Genomic DNA, 16055 nt, shown 5'->3' with positions numbered 1-16055 from the left:
TACTATAAATCAATTGCAGATCATTTTTCGCCATATCTTTTATGGTGAGAATCATATTTCCCAATTCTTATTTGATTAAAATGCCTACACATCTTGTTGAATCCATCCATGTAGGATTGCCTGAAATTAAATAATCAGATCTTGTAAAAGGAAATTGATCAGTTTATGCAACATTTGGGCTATGGTGATCAGACCTAATTACCAGAGAAACACAAATGCGAGCTCAGCGTCTCCTGGTTTCAATTAACGAATAATGCTTTCTTCTTTTAGGATGAGCCTTTTTAATGATAGGCAGCATTTACATAGAAGAAAGTAATCCATTGTGTATTTTATTTTAGGTTTTGTGTTTTAATAACGACAAGTTTTGGCGAAGTGTTGACATAAATTTATGCTTTTAAAATTGAATCGGTAAGTTTAAGATAAACAATTGTTTATAACTTATTCTTAAACTTGGCAGGTTTGACACCTTCTTAATGAAGTGCAAATTAGTATATTGTAAAGCCAACATAATAAGAGTGTGGTTTTGTGAGGGTTTTATTGCTCAATATGGGGCTATTAGATGCCGTGGACAGATAACAATTACCATCTGCAATACCTTATTTATAGCATTGCACTAAAGCGTTACCTGGAAATGCGTTTGCCAAATTTTACTTACGAACGTGATTTTGGTGGCGTGTATTATCTGTTTTTGCGTGGTTGCAGGGCAGGAGGCAATACCGGTGTATTCTATGCCAAACCAGAAAAAGAAATGATAGAGACTATTGATGAGTTGTTTTTAAGTCCGACAGTTTATGGCGAATAGTAATGGAAACACAAGCGCAGATAATAATAAGTAAGAACCCATATTGAAATCTAATATATCTTGAAATGAATAAACAATGGTACTATGTCGAGAATGGAGATAAAAGAGGTCCCTTTTCGATAAATGAATTAAAAGGAAAAATTGAAAAAGACAGTTTGCTTTGGTGCGAAGGCATGAAAGACTGGGAAAAAGCCGAACAAATTGCTGAATTTCAAAGTTTTTTTGAAGTAATGCCTCCTCCTGTTTGTTTAAATTTATGAGGTCATCTTTTAAACCCTTAATCATATCACTATGGATACAAAAGAAATACACCAATTAGAAGCACTTGAATTGAAAGTTGCTCAAGCTCAAAAAGAAGTCAACGCTTTACTTTTGCAGGCTAAAGAAAAGAGGTTGCAGCTTGAGAATTTAAAATTTCATCAAAATAATGGAATTGCTGAAATTCAGAAAAGGAAAGAAAACGAAAAATAGTAGAGACAAAAAAGATTATTGACTTGGAAGAAAATTTGGGTGGCATTAGTCAATTTGAAACAGATGTTCAAATAATACTTGTGTGCATGTAATAAGATATTGAAAAAAGAAATTATCAATTTAGTATTTAAACAAATAAACAATTCAAATTTAATTATGAAAGAATTAAAAACTTTTATTCTTGTTGCTTTATTCTCAGCAGCCTGCTTTTCTTGTTCAAAGGATGATTCTCCCGAAAAGGACATAGAATTATCCGGAAAAGGAATGTTAGCAATAGGTGTTTCAGAAACAGGAAATACCAAATCTTCAGCAGGAACATCTTTTGAGTTAGAAAATTTAAAAACTGCAATTATTAGCATTGAGAAAGATGGAGCAGTGTTAGATGGTTTCAACTCCAAAGAAGTTCAACTTGAAAATTGGGGAGACAATAGCTTCACCATAAAAGGAGTTGATCTGGATAATGGAGATGGCTATGCCATTACCGGTTTTTTACTTAAAAATGAGGATCGTGCTACTACTTTTGCCTCTCCTGTTGATGGTTCACTTGCTGCCGCTTGGGTACAGGAAGCATTGCCAATTAGCTTTAAAATAGCTGTTGATGAAACAACACAAATAGATATACAGGTTGTAACTACACTAGGATCGAAACCACAAGATTTTGGATATAGTTCACTTTCATTTTCTGATAAAACGCCAAATGTGCAATCGTACCTGAAGAACATTGAAACTTTCTTTCTTGATAAGAATGAAAAAATTGTTCATCATTTTACCCAAAGAGGTATCCCAACTTATTCAGAGATTTATAGAAATCATGCAGTAAATAAAAATATTACTCTTGATTTTATCGGCCAAACGATTAAGCATTATTACCCTGTAGATGGAAGTTTGCCAGAAAAGATAACTGTAGAGGATCACACAAGAACAAATACTCAACCAACAGTTGATTATTTCTTCACTGAGCATTATGAATCAGGAAATATTAAGAAAATAAAAAATAATTTAAGTCTGTTGACCCTAAATGAGGAGGGCTTCGTAACTAAGAATGAAAGTCTGAATGCGACAGGTGTTGCAACAGGGCATATAGACTACCTATACAATGAGGATGATTACATCACAGAATATAAATATTATAATGTTGATGGAAGTTTTTCTTCTGCACTTAAACTAACGGTAGATAGTGATGGAAATGCATTATCAAGAATTAGATTTAATCAGGACGGAGAGATACTATATCCAAAATATGAATCAGAATATACCAATGGTTTAGAGGTGAAACTTATTCGGATTGAATTAAATGAAAATGATGAAGAAACAGAGAGTTTCGTATATGATTTTGAGTACAATTCCGAAAATCTACTTGTAAGAGAATTGCAAACTCAAATATATGAGGAAACTCAGGTTAACACAATAGAATACAACTATAGTGGCAATAATCTTACTTCTTCAACCAGTACAAGTCAAGCTTATAGCTATACAACTTATTATGATGAGATAGGAAGAACGCTTTATGATGACAAAGAAGTTATAAATGTTCTTGATTACAAGGGCAGATTACTTGAAAGACAGTACGAAGATGATGGATACAATGTAGTTGAAATATTTGATCTTTATGAGGAGTTAATGGAGAAGAAATTTTACGATTCTAACGAGAAACTGGTGAAGAAAATTGATAACAGTGTAGTAATAAAATACTGGGAGAATGGTCATCGAAAATTTATGACTTCTTTTGCTGTTCGAAATATGAATTTAATTGAAAGTTTCTCTAAAACTGATTTTGAGTATCATCACCCAACGCAAAAAGAGCAATTTGAACTATTAAGTTATGTTGGGAATCATTTTAGTTATGATGAAAATGGAGTTAAACTTGCGGATTGTCAAATTCGATGGCAAAACAATAGTGAGTATTCAGAAGGAATAGAAATTCATGTTTATGAAAATCAATATGAAAAAGTGGATGGTAAACTTTCGGCAACTAAAAGAGTAACTTCGATATTTTCTTATAGCCAAGGCGATCGCAGTTTACGTATAGTTAATACTGATGACTTGTATCAATATGTTGTAGTAACAGAAGATTTATTAACGGGTGATATTACGTCTAAATATTATGACGCTCAGGGGACTGAGTTTTAATAATATAACACAAAGACTTGCAGTTAACTAGTAATATAGATAGCAAGAATTGAAATACTACTGACCCGACAGGTTTTGGAAACCTGTCGGGTCTTATTTTTTGAACTATCACCTTCAAACTCCTATAAACAGGTGGCTCCGTAAGCATTAAAAGCCCTGCAGACAGTCGTTGAGCCGAAAAAAGGCAGTCTGCTAAAATGGCGAGTTTAATTAAGGAGTTAGATCTACCAGAAAATCAGGTATTGATAACAATATTGGAAGCCACTCCGTGGTATCTTGAAATGATGGAGGACAACAGAGCCTTTAATCAGCAAAGCGAGGAGAGAAGTATTGCAAAAAATGATGACGTGGATTACGACACCCAAGAAGTATATAAATATGTACGAATTGCTTGCGAAGAGTTGTTTGACGCTATTGAGGTACTTAATTGCATTGCTTCGAATGAAAAAAACGAAACAAGAGCTAATTTCATTAACAAATGCAATCAAAAATATTTGACCGTTGTACGCACAAGAAAAACAAGAACTGGGAATGCTATGGAAGTAATAGGGGCTTAATAAAAAAGCAGAGACTTCTGAAATTATCTTGTAAACCGACAAAAGTTTAAAATGGGAATTGAGGGCCTCGGCTTGTTGGTAAAAATGCAATCAATTTTATTAACATTAATTATTCTTCAATTTAATTTACAAACCGATATCTACTTACAGACAAATCCTCCAAGTGTTAGAGGATTTTTTTTATGAAGAAAAAGTGACGAACTGATCGTGCAGGGTATTACTGTTTTACAGATTTGTAATCTGCGACCAAAGAGTTCAGGATTTTTAATCCTGCTTCCGAACCCTAAAGGAAATAAAACTAAAAAAAAACGATAGTGGCTTTTCACCCTAAGGGAGGTTTCAAATTTCACATCTCATTGCGGGGAGGTAGAGCTTGTTCCGAAAAATAAGGAACGTGGCAATCTGTTTAAATTCAGGAAGTTCTCTTTCAAAACCTTAATCATATCACCATGGAAACAAAAAAAACGCACCAATTAGAGGCACTTGAATTGAAAGTTGCTCAAGCTCAAAAAGAAGTTAACGCTTTACTCTTGCAGGCAAAAGAAAAGAGGTTGCTGCTTGAGAATTTAAAATTGCATCAAAATAAGGAAATTGCTGATATTCAGAAAAGGAAAGAAAACGAAAAATAGTAGAGGCAAAAAAGATTATTGCTGAAAATTCGTAGTGCTTTGCTTCCGATTGTAAAGTCATAAGTAAATCAACTCATGGCCTTATGCGATAGTTTAGAGCAGGGGATCGTCAGCAACAAACACGCTGCTCAGCAATTAATGCAGTCGGTACTGTGGGCGGTTTTCAGGGGAAACCTGACAGCGTTGAAAGGGAAGAACTACTAATGGCTGCGAAACCAGAAGCGAAATACAATTAATAGTTCAGACCTGACAGGTTTAAAAAACCTGTCAGGTCTTTTACCGTGAGAATCATATTCCTCAATTCTTATTTGATTAAGTAGATTAATAAACTTCGGAACAGCTTGTCTATATTTTTTTAACTCAATCCGAATTAGTTGATAGCAGCTTATTTTGTTTTTGAATTAAAAATATAAACGATATTAGCTGATCGACTCATCATTTTTCTTTTTCCATTTGTGAAGATATAAATGGTATTCTCGGGGCAAGAAAATATCCGGTTAAACTTGCAAATAGTATGGGAACGAAATATGTAAATCCTGTTAAAGTTGCCAATAAAATAGTCGTACTCATAGGAGTCCTGGTCACGCAGGCGTTGATTGCCGCCATACAACTGATTACAGTTAAAGCCAGATTGATGGATGGAAATAATTGGTGAAGAATCAGCCCTAATGTAACTCCAAGAAAGAACATGGGGATAATAAATCCACCTCTCCAACCGGAAGTGACGGCCACAGATATGGCGAGGATTTTAAAGATCAGAATTGCAAGCAGAAAATCAATTGATAAATTGCCAATCATAATCTCATTAATTTCCTTGAGTCCAAAATACCGGGTTAATGGAAAATAAAGAGCAATAACACCGAGTATTATTCCGCCGATTAATGTTTTGAGGTAGGTTGGAATATTCAATTTTCCAAAAAGATATTTAAAACCCTTCGTACAACAAATAAATAACCATCCTATCATCGTAGCTAAAAAAGCAAAAAAGACCACATATACGAAATCAAATTTGTCAATCATTTCATAGGCATCAAAATGCCACACAGATCCTGATTTTAAATGGATGATAAAAGCAAATGTAATATAGCTAAAAGAACTTGCCACAAGTGCTGGAACAATAGCTTTATAATATTCAATAGCATATTTATGATGCAGAATTTCCAGTGAAAAAAGACTTCCGCCTAATGGAGCGCCGAATAATGCGGTAAATCCAGATGCCATACCGGCAATGCTAAGCGATCGGAGTTCTTCTCCTTTTAAGCGCAATATTCTCCCTAGCCATGAGCCGGTTGAACCTGTCACTTGCACTAATGGTGCTTCGGGACCCAGGCTTCCTCCTGAAGCAATACAGAGTAATGAGGACAGAACCATTGATGGATTTTTCTTTGGATCGAGCTTGCCTTTATTAAAGCGAATATTATTTACAATGAGATTTATTTCACCCGGATCACCTATAAAATGAGAGACCAAACCTGCTAATAGGCCACAAATAGCCATCACTGGAATAACCAGCCAGCCTTCAAAATAGGCGATACTATTTGTCAGATATTCAAGAACAATCAAATACACTGCTGCAATGATGCCACCGACTATGCCAAGAAATGCCCATAACAAAAATGTTCTGCTGAATACAAATGGGTTAAACCGAATAGGGTGATCTAAAATATCTAAATATTTATCAAATTTTCTTCTTTTCTTCAATTTCATTATTCGATGTCTTATTAGGCAATTCAATATTTGTGGGGCAGAGCTTTGTAATGAAGAACTATTGAAGATTAGCTGTTACAATATCAATAGAAACGTAAGCTGATTGCAGGTCTCGGTAATTTAAAACATCCCTTTCTATTTGTGATTGATGATTGATGATTGAAAACAATCCGTTTTTTTATTTATTTTTCACTTTCGAATGATCAAAAGACAAAATTCTTTTTCGAATGTTCATATTACAGCTAAAGAAAACTAGTTTTCCTTTGTTATCGATAAAACACTCATCGTATCAACATTGATCGAAAAACTTCTGATAATACTGAAAGAGCCTAAATCGATATGATTCAGGCTCATGGCAATAAAGAGAAGTGTATTTATATCTTTATTACTTTCCGATGCAGAAAGTAATCAGATGTTTATTAAGTAGAGTGTTGTCTTATTTGGGTAACAAATAAGAAGCAATAAAACTTTATAATAGCCTGTTTGTCAGTTGGTTACATTTGAATTAATTTGACATGAAATGATTTGTTAAAATGCTTGTTAAGTCACTTAACTGTATTAAATTTAAGCAAAAGTACCTAAAAAAAGGATAATTTCTTCCCTCAATATCAATCGCGTCCTAAACGAATAAAAAAAGAGAGAAAGAATTTAAGTATCTCAAAGTATCTTTGAGTTGCACAACAAAAACCACTTTCTGCATCGACAAATTTAAATATATTCCCACAAATCGTATCTAAATTGGATCGAACAAGTTTTAAAAAGATTGTTTCAACTCCTGCGAATTTGATGACACATTAATGATATTGCGTACTGTGAAACCCCTCCTCGCAGATAATCATTAATAGGTGAGTAGTTTATGGCTGGCAGAAAAGCATTAACCTTATGATATTTATCATTCTGAGCTGTTTTTGAAGCGGAAAAATCATCACTAACTTAAGGAGGATATTAAATCTCTTTAGTCATGGAATCAATTTCAATAATCTGCAAAGAATTATATGACCTAGTATGGTCTAAGCCAAAAACTCAACTTTCGAAAATTTATAGTATTCCTGAATCAATACTAAGGAAAACATGCCATGAAAATGATATACCTCTTCCTGCAAATGGCTATTGGTCCAAACAAAAAGTAAATTGGTTGGATCCTTTAAAAGATCAATCTGATGATTTTTTATCAGAGGAATATAAAGTTAAGTTTTTTCAATATTTGAATAAGGGAAATAGCTAATTGAATAGGAAATATGGCGTTCTCCCGAATTTTCGGGATTGGTCGTTCCATTTGTTCTCCAAATCGGCTCTATTTCTTTAAGAAAGGAGCTGCACAACCAAAAGGAATTTATCACAAAATAGCTGTAGATTTAATAATTTAGGAGTCCCACTTTTGTTGGGGCTCCCAATTGTTTTTAACTGCAATACTAAAATCCGGTAAGTTTATTCTCTTTATTGCTTTGCAATTAAAGTTATAAAATCCGTCTCTAATTAGTTTTCTAAGTATAATCTTTCAAATTATAAAGTTGATCCTTTTAAAAATGCAATTAAATTTCTTCTGCTTAGGTTGATCCTGTCTCAATAGTTTTTCTTACTTTGTTTATTTGGCAATGCATCACAATATGGATGATCTTGATTCTTAATAAATTCAAAATAGTGGTACTTAATAGCATATAATTAAAACTTTATAAATGGGAAAAAGTAAAATTCACATTAAGAACATGGTGTGTCCTCGATGCATATCTGCGGTAAAAGATGTTCTTGAAAGATTGAATATTAAGTATATTGAGATTGACCTTGGAACTGTTCTTTTTCAGAATACAATAAACGAATTGCAGTGCAATGATCTTAAAAAGGCTTTAAATGAGATTGGATTTGAATTGTTGAATGACAAAAAATCTCAATTGATTGAGCAGGTAAAGAACGAAATTATTAAAATGGTACACCACCAGGAATCATCAGAACATTTAGGGAATTTAACAGAGTACTTGCCAAATACCATAGGGCATTCATATTCATCTTTAAGCAAACTATTCTCAGAAATTGAAGGAACTACCATTGAAAAGTATCTAATTCTTCAGAAAATAGAAAAAGCAAAAGAGTTACTTTGCTACGAAGAGTTAAATGTTAGCGAAATAGCCTACCAATTAAATTACAGCTCAAGTCAGCATTTTTCTCGTCAATTCAAATCAATAACTGGGCTAACTCCCAGAGAGTTCAGTAAGGATAAGAAAATAGGGAGAAGACCTATTACAGAGGTGTAAATCTCAATGAATCCAAAAATTGTGCACTTCTTTAAAAAAATTATACACACTAATTGGATAAACTATTTTTACATTTGTGCTATATATTAATTTCAATGCTGAAAAAAATCATTCATACATTACTTACTTTAGTTTTATTTGTTGTTACAACAGGTATGACTATCTCTACACATTATTGTGGAGGTAATGTAAAGGATGTGTCTTTTTTATCAGCACCGAAGTCATGTTGTGATATCCCGGAAGGATGCTGTCACGATGAGGCTTTTACATTAAAAATTAAAGATGATTTTTCCATTTCATCTTACACTTTTGATTTTAGTCAATTTGAGATTGTTTTACCAATTTCAAATGAATTAATCGACATGGAGGTCGCAGTTAAGGCAATAGGATATATTTTCAGAAATTCTATTCCGCCACCCAAAATTCAAACCGTACTTTCTCGTTTGCAGAATTACAGATTATGATTTGTAACTTTTCTTTATAAGATGCGTTAGGACAGCTATGCCTTATAGTTTCTAACATGTCAGGTATTTTAAAGTTAAGATTAAATCATAATTGAATAACTATGCTTAATAAGATTATTCGTTTTTTCCTTGAGAATAAACTAGTTACTTTTTTGGTGCTGATTGTCATGATTAGCTGGGGAGTTATAAATTCTCCTTTTGGTTGGGATACCGGGTTTTTACCAAATGATCCTGTACCTGTTGATGCAATTCCCGATATTGGTGAGAATCAACAAATTGTATACACCGAATGGCCGGGAAGATCTCCTCAGGATATTGAAGACCAGATCTCTTATCCATTAACAACATCTCTTTTAGGGATTCCAGGTGTAAAAACCATTCGTAGCAACTCCATTTTTGGTGTTTCAAGTATCTATATCATCTTTGAAGAGGGGATTGAGTTTTACTGGAGTAGAACCAGAATTCTGGAAAAACTAAACTCTCTTCCTACCGGTACACTTCCTGAGGATGTATCACCAGCCTTAGGACCAGATGCAACTGCTCTTGGCCAGGTTTATTGGTATACATTAGAAGGAAGAGATAAGGAGGGAAATCCTGCCGGAGGTTGGGATCCGCATGAGCTAAGAACCATTCAGGATTTCTCCGTTCGTTACTCTCTTACATCAGCAAAAGGAGTTGCAGAGGTTGCTTCCATTGGAGGTTTTGTGAAAGAGTATCAAGTAGATGTTGATCCTGATGCCATGAAAGCGCATGGCGTAAATATCAGTCAGGTAATAGCTGCTGTTAAAAACAGTAATCTGGATATTGGAGCCCGAACCATCGAGTTCAATAAAGTAGAATATTTAATAAGAGCATTAGGTTATATCAAAAGCCTGGAAGACATTGAAAAAAGTGTTGTTGTTGTTAGAAATAATATTCCTATTAGAATAAGCGATGTTGCCAAAGTGAATTTTGGACCAGCCACTCGCCGTGGTGGCTTGGATAAAGGAGGAGCCGAAGCAGTTGGTGGTGTTGTAGTAGCAAGATATGGCGCCAATCCTTTACAAACCATTGAAAATCTAAAAGCAAAAATTGCGGAAATTGAACCTGGTTTACCATCCAAAACATTGGCTGATGGTACCGTATCTAAAATAACAATTGTTCCTTTTTACGATCGAACAGGATTGATTAAAGAAACCCTGGGAACACTGGAGGAAGCTATTTCTTTGGAGCTTTTGATCAGCATTTTAGTGGTTATTGTGTTGGTGTTAAATCTCAGGGCCTCTTTTTTAATATCAAGTTTATTGCCGATTGGGGTGTTAATTACCTTTATCGCGATGCGTCAGTTTGGTGTGGATGCCAATATTGTTGCTTTGTCTGGTATTGCCATTGCAATCGGTGTTATGGTTGATGTGGGAGTTGTCTTTACCGAAAACATCATCCGGCATGCCGAGGCGGTTGAAAATATTGGAGCCAAAGGGAAAAAACTTTTGGAAATTGTTTATACCGCTACAACTGAAGTTGCAGGGGCGGTTGTAACAGCTTTGGCAACTACCATCGTAAGCTTTTTGCCGGTGTTTGCAATGGAGGCAGCCGAAGGTAAACTGTTTAAACCTCTGGCATATACCAAAACCTTTACCATGCTGGCGGCCTTGCTAATTGGTTTAATTATCATTCCAACATTGGCCCATCTGGTATTTTCTATTCGATTTGATAAAAACAAATATTCTAAAATTTGGAATAGCCTGATTATTGTGGCAGGTCTTGTTTTGTCGATTGTTTCAGGGAACTATGTGGCATTAGCTTTGGTTGCATATGGCTTAAATGGTTTGTTTGCCGATAAGTGGGTTGAGTCGAAAAAATCGTGGGTGAACCTAATTAATATTGCAATTACAATTGTGGTGGTGGTCTTTTTCCTAACAAAGGCATGGTTGCCTTTGGGAGCAGGGAATAGCCTGTTTGCAAACTTCCTGTTTGTAATAGTTATTGTAGGAACAGTACTGGGAGTACTTTCTTCAGTGGTATTCTTTTATTCGAGGATATTAAAATGGTGTTTAAATAACAAATGGAAATTTTTATCTGTTCCAATCATGATTGTTGTATTTGGAATTTCAGTTTGGCAGGGTTTTGATAAGATGTTTGGTTTTATGCCGGAATTCGTGCAGAAAACCAGTGTTTATAAAAAATTGGATGCTTCTATTCCAGGAATTGGTAAAGAGTTTATGCCATCTCTTAATGAAGGATCATTCTTGTTCATGCCAACAACTATGCCACATTCCGGGATACAAGAAAACCTTGATGTAATTGCCATTCTTGATAAGAAGATTAATTCAATTCCTGAGATTGAAAGTGTCGTTGGAAAATGGGGCCGGGTAAATTCGGCTCTCGATCCGGCACCAACTTCGATGTTCGAAAATTTAATTAATTACAAGTCGGAGTATATGCTGGATGAATCCGGACATAGAATGCGATTTAAAGTAAACAAAAAAGAAGCGTTTGTGTTGAAGGATGGTTCTACATTCAATCCATGGGAGGAGGAGTTTCGTTTAATTAGTAAAGAAAATCTGATTGAAGACAATAATGGAGTGTATTTCCGACAATGGCGTAAAGAAGTAAAATCGCCAAATGATATTTGGGATCAAATCATCAAGAAAGCGTCAATTCCGGGTCTAACCTCAGCACCAAAATTGCAACCAATTCAAACTCGGTTGGTGATGTTACAAACCGGAATGAGGGCACCAATGGGAATTAAAGTTTTCGGTCCCGATTTGGTGTCAATTGAAAAAGTGGGCTATGATATAGAAAAGCACTTAAAACAGGTAGAAGGGGTGCAGGCAATGTCTGTTTTTGCTGACAGAGTGGTTGGAAAACCTTATCTGGAGCTGGAAATTGATAGAGATGCTATCTCACGCTATGGCATTTCAGTTAAGGGGCTACAAACGGTAATTAGTAGTGCTATTGGAGGAATGAAATTAACGACAACGGTTGAAGGAAGAAAACGATTCCCGGTACGTTTACGTTATGCAAGAGAATATCGCGATAACCCAGAAGATTTAAAAAAGATATTAATTCCCACAGCAGGTGGAGCTCAAATTCCATTAGGGGAATTGGTTAAAGTAAATTACATCAGGGGACCGCAGTTAATTAAAAGTGAAAACACCTTCCTGGTAGGTTATGTTATTTTTGACAAAAAGGAAGGCTTTGCGGAAGTTGATGTGGTTGAAAATGCACAGGCTTACTTAAAAGAAAAACTTTCTGAAGGCGAATTTGTATTGCCTGCAGGTGTTAGTTATGTCTTTACAGGTAACTATGAGAATCAAATTCGAGCAACAAAAAGGTTGTTGATTGTTGTGCCGATATCTCTAATGATCATTTTTCTAATTCTTTATTTCCAATTTAAATCTGTTGTATCTACAGCTTTAGTCTTTACAGGGATTATTGTTGCCTTGTCAGGTGGGTTTATAATGCTTTGGTTGTATGGTCAGCCTTGGTTCATGAACGGAGAGTTAGGGGGTATTAATCTAAGGGATTTATTTCAGGTACGAACCATAAATTTAAGTGTGGCCGTTTGGGTTGGCTTTATTGCTCTCTTTGGAGTGGCAACTGATGATGGTGTATTGATCAGTACTTACATCAAACAACTACAGGAAAAAAAGGCTCCTAAATCAATTCAAGAGGTACGCGATTTGGTTCATGAAGCTGGTTCAAAAAGAGTACGTCCTGCAGTGATGACAACTGCAACGACCATTATTGCACTGGTTCCAATTTTAACATCAACAGGAAAAGGTTCCGATATTATGGTGCCAATGGCAATACCTCTATTTGGAGGAATGACAATAGCGGTATTAACTATGTTTGTTGTACCGGTGTTGCATAGTATGTGGCAGGAAGCTATAATTAAGAAGGAGTTAAAAAAACTAAAGGAGTAGAATCATGAGAAAAGTAAATATAATTATCACAGCCCTGTTTCTTTTGACCTCCTCAGTTGTTTTTGGTCAGCAGGAACTGTCAGCTTACTTGAATACAGGAGCAGAAAATAACCCGGGATTGCAAGCCCGATTTAAGGAGTATATGGCGGCTTTAGAGGTAGCACCTCAGGTGAAAGTATTGCCTGATCCTCAACTTGCATTCGCTTATTTTATTAAACCTGTTGAAACAAGAGTGGGACCTCAGGAATTTAAATTTTCTGCCTCCCAGATGTTTCCGTGGTTTGGAACACTAAAAGCAAAAGAAAATATTGCTATTCAGAATGCGAAAGCAAAATATGAGGTTTTTCAGGATGTCAAGTCAAAATTATTTAGTGATATCAGTGCAAACTATTACAACATCTATTTTAACAAGAAAGCGATCTCAGTCACTAAGGAGAATCTTGAGATTCTAAGTGCATTTAAAAAGCTGGCTGTTATTAAAGTAGAGGCAGGTTTGGTTTCTGCTGTTGATGAGTATCGAATTGAAATGGAAATTGGTGATTTGCAAAACCAACTGGATCTATTAACAGATAAACAGCAGGTATTGGAAATTGCTTTTAATAATCTATTGAATGCAGATAAATCAAGTATGGTGAATACACCTGAAGTCTTGTGGGAAAACAACATTCGTTTTACAAAAGAAGCCTTGTTGGATTCTGTGAAAAGCAATAATCACAAGTTGTTGGGGATTGCTCTTCAGCAGGAGTCATTGAAATATCGAAAGGTGTTGGCTGACAAGCAAGGCAAACCCAGTTTCAATTTAGGTTTTGATTATACCATTGTCGGAAAGGGAGGTAATAATCTTGCAGGAAAAGATGCCTTTATTTTCCCGAAAATTGGGATTACAGTTCCTCTTTACCGAAACAAATACAAGGCAATGATTAATGAAGTTGTTTTGCTGGAAACCGCCAAAGAGATGGATAAAGCCAATACATTAAACATGTTAGAATCCATATTCGAAAATTCATGGAAAGATTATAAAGATGGACATAGAAGAATTGCTTTGTACATCACTCAGTTAGAATTGGCCAATATATCTTTAAATCTGTTGGGAACCGATTATGCAACAGGGAATAAGAATTTCGAAGAAATTTTAAGAATGGAAAGAAAGGTTCTAAAGTACAATTTGGAGCTGGAAAAAGCCAGAGCAGATAAACAAGCTGCAATTGCATTCATCAACTACTTAATGGGTAAATAAATCGTTCTGTTATGAAAAAAATAATCAACAATATAAAAGGGAATTACAAATTAGTAATTGCAGTTTTAGTAATTGGGGTTCTTCTTGGACTTGTGTTTTCAGGATCGTCTGATAAAACGATGACACCTTCAAATGGTATTGAGGGGCACAATCATGAATCTGAAGATCCAACGACCTGGACTTGTTCAATGCATCCACAGATTAAACAAGATAAGCCAGGGAAGTGCCCGATATGTGCAATGGAATTAATACCCCTTACCACTATGCAGTCATCTGGAGATGATGTTGATCCGAATGAACTTGTTATGTCTGAATCTGCAGCTAAATTGGCGGATATTCAAACCATGAAGGTTCAATTTGGAGTTCCTGAAAAATCAGTTCGATTGCAAGGTAAAATTCATGCTGATGAAAGAAATATATCGGAATTAACGGCTCGCTTTGGAGGGAGAATTGAAAAATTATTTGTCAATTTCACAGGACAAACTGTGCGTAAAGGGGAAAAACTAGCTACCATTTATTCTCCAGACTTGGTAACAGCGCAACGTGAATTGTTGGAGGCTATTAGTTTTAAATCTTCACGTCCGTCGTTATACCAGGCTTCTAAAGGAAAACTTAAATTATGGAGTCTTACCGATAAGCAAATTGAGGCGATTGAGATTAAAGGAGAACCGATGCTTTATTTTGATGTATTGTCTCCAATTTCTGGAACGGTTACTATGCGGCATGTTGCTGTTGGTGAATATATAAAGGAAGGAACCAAATTATTTGAAGTGGTTGATCTATCAAACCTTTGGGTGATGCTAGATGCGTATGAAAGTGATTTACCATGGATAAAGATGAATGATAAAGTTGAATTTACAGTTCAGGCTTTACCGGGTAAAAATTATGTGGCCAATGTAACTTTCATCGATCCTTTTATTGATGCTAAAACCAGAGTTGCTAAAGTGAGGGCTGAAGTATCGAATACCAATCAGCTGCTCAAGCCGGAAATGTTTGTGAATGGATCAGTTAAATCTGAAATTGGGAAAGGTCTAAATAAATTACTCATTCCGAAATCAGCCATTCTTTGGACAGGGAAAAGAGCCGTGGTTTATGTGAAAGTTCCGAATCGGGAAACACCATCATTCTTGTATCGTGAAATCGTTTTAGGCCCTGAAGCTGGATCATTCTTTGTTGTTGCAGAAGGCTTGAAGGAAAATGAAGAAATAGCCATTAATGGTGTCTTTAAAATTGATGCTGCATCTCAGCTAATTGGACTTCCTAGCATGATGAACCCCAGTGGTGGAGCAGGTTCTACTCCTCACGATATGTCCAAAATGGATATGGGAGCTTCAATAAAATCTAAGACTCTAAAAGGCGATTCCAAATCGGTTGATGAAAAATTTAAGAGCCAACTAACATCAGTATATAAGGCATACTTGAACATGAAAGACGGGTTTATTGATTCTGATGCAGATAAAGTTAAGAAAACAGCCAGGGTAGTGAAAGAAGATTTGAATAAGGTGGATATGGCTCTGTTAAAAGGAGATTCTCATATGCTTTGGATGAAAGAACTACCTACTTTGAAAAAATCTATTGGCGAGATTCTGAAATTTGATAATATTAAAAAGCAAAGGGAGGCATTTGTTACTTTTAATCAAGTGTTTTATAATGCGATAAAAGCTTTTGGATTAAATAAAGTTACTACTTATTATCAATTCTGTCCAATGGCTAATGATAACAAAGGCGCCTATTGGTTTAGTAATTCTGAAGAAATCAAAAATCCATATTATGGAGAAGATATGATTGGGTGTGGTGAAGTTAAGGAAACTATTAAATAAGGTTTTATAAAAAGGAGGGAGTGGGAACTCCTTCCTGAATTTCAATCTTAAAAATAGATAGTAAAGAGTAATATTATTTTT

The 16055-nt window shown here is 35.2% G+C and carries 12 protein-coding genes and 1 pseudogene; 12 read left to right on the top strand and 1 reads right to left on the bottom strand.

The annotated features are described in order from the left end of the window. Window positions 1-559 precede the first annotated feature (559 nt). The 6 genes and pseudogenes from ALGA_RS22880 (at window position 560) to ALGA_RS21175 (ending at window position 4589) form a co-directional block, all read left to right on the top strand. Window positions 560-802, top strand: coding sequence for a PDDEXK family nuclease (locus ALGA_RS22880; RefSeq protein WP_145957694.1), 243 nt, complete (start codon window positions 560-562; stop codon window positions 800-802). A 65-nt stretch (window positions 803-867) separates the two neighbouring features. Then, a complete protein-coding gene (locus ALGA_RS21195) occupies window positions 868-1062 on the top strand; it encodes a DUF4339 domain-containing protein (protein WP_096432738.1) in 195 nt (64 codons plus the stop codon). A 31-nt stretch (window positions 1063-1093) separates the two neighbouring features. Next, window positions 1094-1273, top strand: a complete 180-nt coding sequence (locus ALGA_RS21190) for a hypothetical protein (RefSeq protein WP_096432736.1) — start codon at window positions 1094-1096, stop codon at window positions 1271-1273. Window positions 1274-1429: 156 nt separating this feature from the next. Then, entirely contained in the window at window positions 1430-3403 is a 1974-nt protein-coding gene (locus tag ALGA_RS21185; protein ID WP_096432734.1) for a hypothetical protein, read from the top strand. Window positions 3404-3594: 191 nt separating this feature from the next. After that, window positions 3595-3960: pseudogene (locus tag ALGA_RS21180) on the top strand (DUF6261 family protein); the annotation flags it as partial. 449 nt (window positions 3961-4409) lie between these two features. Continuing rightward, complete coding sequence (locus ALGA_RS21175; RefSeq protein ID WP_096432730.1) at window positions 4410-4589, top strand: hypothetical protein; 180 nt, start codon at window positions 4410-4412, stop codon at window positions 4587-4589. Window positions 4590-5024: 435 nt separating this feature from the next. On the opposite strand, the gene ALGA_RS21170 is transcribed toward ALGA_RS21175, so the two are convergent. Beyond that, on the bottom strand, window positions 5025-6296 hold the full coding sequence (locus tag ALGA_RS21170) for a chloride channel protein (protein WP_096432728.1): 1272 nt from the start codon (window positions 6294-6296) through the stop codon (window positions 5025-5027). A 961-nt stretch (window positions 6297-7257) separates the two neighbouring features. Here ALGA_RS21170 and ALGA_RS21165 point away from each other — a divergent pair. From ALGA_RS21165 to ALGA_RS21140, 6 genes are all read left to right on the top strand, one after another. Next, window positions 7258-7521: a hypothetical protein gene (locus ALGA_RS21165; protein WP_096432726.1), complete on the top strand. Its 264-nt coding sequence runs from the start codon at window positions 7258-7260 to the stop codon at window positions 7519-7521. Window positions 7522-7972: 451 nt separating this feature from the next. Further along, window positions 7973-8545: a helix-turn-helix domain-containing protein gene (locus ALGA_RS21160; protein ID WP_096432724.1), complete on the top strand. Its 573-nt coding sequence runs from the start codon at window positions 7973-7975 to the stop codon at window positions 8543-8545. Between the two features lie 95 nt (window positions 8546-8640). Continuing rightward, window positions 8641-9009 (top strand): HYC_CC_PP family protein, encoded by a 369-nt coding sequence (locus tag ALGA_RS21155; protein ID WP_096432722.1) that lies wholly within the window; start codon window positions 8641-8643, stop codon window positions 9007-9009. Between the two features lie 101 nt (window positions 9010-9110). Next, window positions 9111-12917 (top strand): efflux RND transporter permease subunit, encoded by a 3807-nt coding sequence (locus tag ALGA_RS21150; protein ID WP_096432720.1) that lies wholly within the window; start codon window positions 9111-9113, stop codon window positions 12915-12917. Between the two features lie 4 nt (window positions 12918-12921). Beyond that, on the top strand, window positions 12922-14154 hold the full coding sequence (locus ALGA_RS21145) for a TolC family protein (RefSeq protein WP_096432718.1): 1233 nt from the start codon (window positions 12922-12924) through the stop codon (window positions 14152-14154). Between the two features lie 11 nt (window positions 14155-14165). Further along, complete coding sequence (locus ALGA_RS21140; protein ID WP_096432716.1) at window positions 14166-15974, top strand: efflux RND transporter periplasmic adaptor subunit; 1809 nt, start codon at window positions 14166-14168, stop codon at window positions 15972-15974. The last annotated feature ends 81 nt before the right edge of the window (window positions 15975-16055 follow it).

Origin of the sequence: Labilibaculum antarcticum (genome assembly GCF_002356295.1) — a bacterium.
GTDB lineage: Bacteria > Bacteroidota > Bacteroidia > Bacteroidales > Marinifilaceae > Labilibaculum > Labilibaculum antarcticum.
The sequence above is the reverse complement of the archived record's forward strand: the minus strand, read 5'-3'. Positions and strand labels throughout refer to the sequence as shown.

Excerpts from the sequence above, each read along its gene's own strand:
- ALGA_RS21140 (WP_096432716.1), top strand. The coding sequence starts at position 14,166 with ATGAAAAAAATAATCAACAATATAAAAGGGAATTACAAATTAGTAATT.
- ALGA_RS21165 (WP_096432726.1), top strand. The coding sequence starts at position 7,258 with ATGGAATCAATTTCAATAATCTGCAAAGAATTATATGACCTAGTATGG.
- ALGA_RS21175 (WP_096432730.1), top strand. The coding sequence starts at position 4,410 with ATGGAAACAAAAAAAACGCACCAATTAGAGGCACTTGAATTGAAAGTT.
- ALGA_RS21185 (WP_096432734.1), top strand. The coding sequence starts at position 1,430 with ATGAAAGAATTAAAAACTTTTATTCTTGTTGCTTTATTCTCAGCAGCC.
- ALGA_RS21145 (WP_096432718.1), top strand. The coding sequence starts at position 12,922 with ATGAGAAAAGTAAATATAATTATCACAGCCCTGTTTCTTTTGACCTCC.
- ALGA_RS21150 (WP_096432720.1), top strand. The coding sequence starts at position 9,111 with ATGCTTAATAAGATTATTCGTTTTTTCCTTGAGAATAAACTAGTTACT.
- ALGA_RS21160 (WP_096432724.1), top strand. The coding sequence starts at position 7,973 with ATGGGAAAAAGTAAAATTCACATTAAGAACATGGTGTGTCCTCGATGC.
- ALGA_RS21170 (WP_096432728.1), bottom strand. The coding sequence starts at position 6,296 with ATGAAATTGAAGAAAAGAAGAAAATTTGATAAATATTTAGATATTTTA.
- ALGA_RS21190 (WP_096432736.1), top strand. The coding sequence starts at position 1,094 with ATGGATACAAAAGAAATACACCAATTAGAAGCACTTGAATTGAAAGTT.
- ALGA_RS22880 (WP_145957694.1), top strand. The coding sequence starts at position 560 with ATGCCGTGGACAGATAACAATTACCATCTGCAATACCTTATTTATAGC.
- ALGA_RS21155 (WP_096432722.1), top strand. The coding sequence starts at position 8,641 with ATGCTGAAAAAAATCATTCATACATTACTTACTTTAGTTTTATTTGTT.
- ALGA_RS21195 (WP_096432738.1), top strand. The coding sequence starts at position 868 with ATGAATAAACAATGGTACTATGTCGAGAATGGAGATAAAAGAGGTCCC.